General features: G+C 63.8%; 1 pseudogene. It reads left to right on the top strand.

Annotated elements, in window-relative coordinates:
- Positions 1-2: 2 nt before the first annotated feature.
- Positions 3-709: pseudogene (locus U5771_RS35250) on the top strand (IS256-like element ISBcen18 family transposase); the annotation flags it as partial.

Genomic DNA, 709 nt, shown 5'->3' with positions numbered 1-709 from the left:
CGATGAAGAAGAAAAGACAAACCGTCGCGCGTCAGGCAGCGGCACGCGGACCGCTGCCTGAGCTGCCCAAGGAACTGCTGGACCAACTGGTCAAGGGGCCGATGACGCCGACCGAGGTTCAGGATCTGATGCTGGCGTTCAACAAAGCGATCATCGAACGGGCGATGGGCGCCGAGATGAATCTGCATCTGGGCTACCCGTCGGGCCAGTCCAAGCCGGCGGGCCAAGCCAACGAGCGCAACGGCGCCAGCGGCAAGACGGTCATCACGGATCGCGGTCCGGTTCGGGTCGAAGTCCCCCGCGATCGCGACGGCAGCTTCGAGCCGATCCTGATTCCCAAGCACGAGCGCCGCTTCACCGGCTTCGACGAACGCATCATTGCGATGTACGCGCGTGGCATGAGCGTGCGCGAGATTCAAGGGTTTCTGGCCGAGCAATACGGCACCGAAGTGTCGCCCGACTTCATCAGTTCGGTCACCGACGAGGTGATGGCCGAAGCGCTGAGCTGGCAGAGCCGCCCACTCGAGGCGATGTATCCGGTGGTGTTCTTCGACGCGCTGCGGGTCAAGATCCGCGACGACGGCGTGGTCAGCAACAAGGCCGTCTATCTGGCCTTGGGCATCCAGGCCGACGGCCAGCGCGACGTGCTGGGCCTCTGGATCGAGCAGACCGAGGGCGCCAAGTTCTGGCTCAAGGTGTTCAACGAACT

The sequence above is a fragment of the Burkholderia sp. BCC1977 genome (genome assembly GCF_905339595.1).
In the GTDB taxonomy this organism is placed as follows: Bacteria; Pseudomonadota; Gammaproteobacteria; order Burkholderiales; family Burkholderiaceae; genus Burkholderia.
The sequence above is the reverse complement of the archived record's forward strand: the minus strand, read 5'-3'. Positions and strand labels throughout refer to the sequence as shown.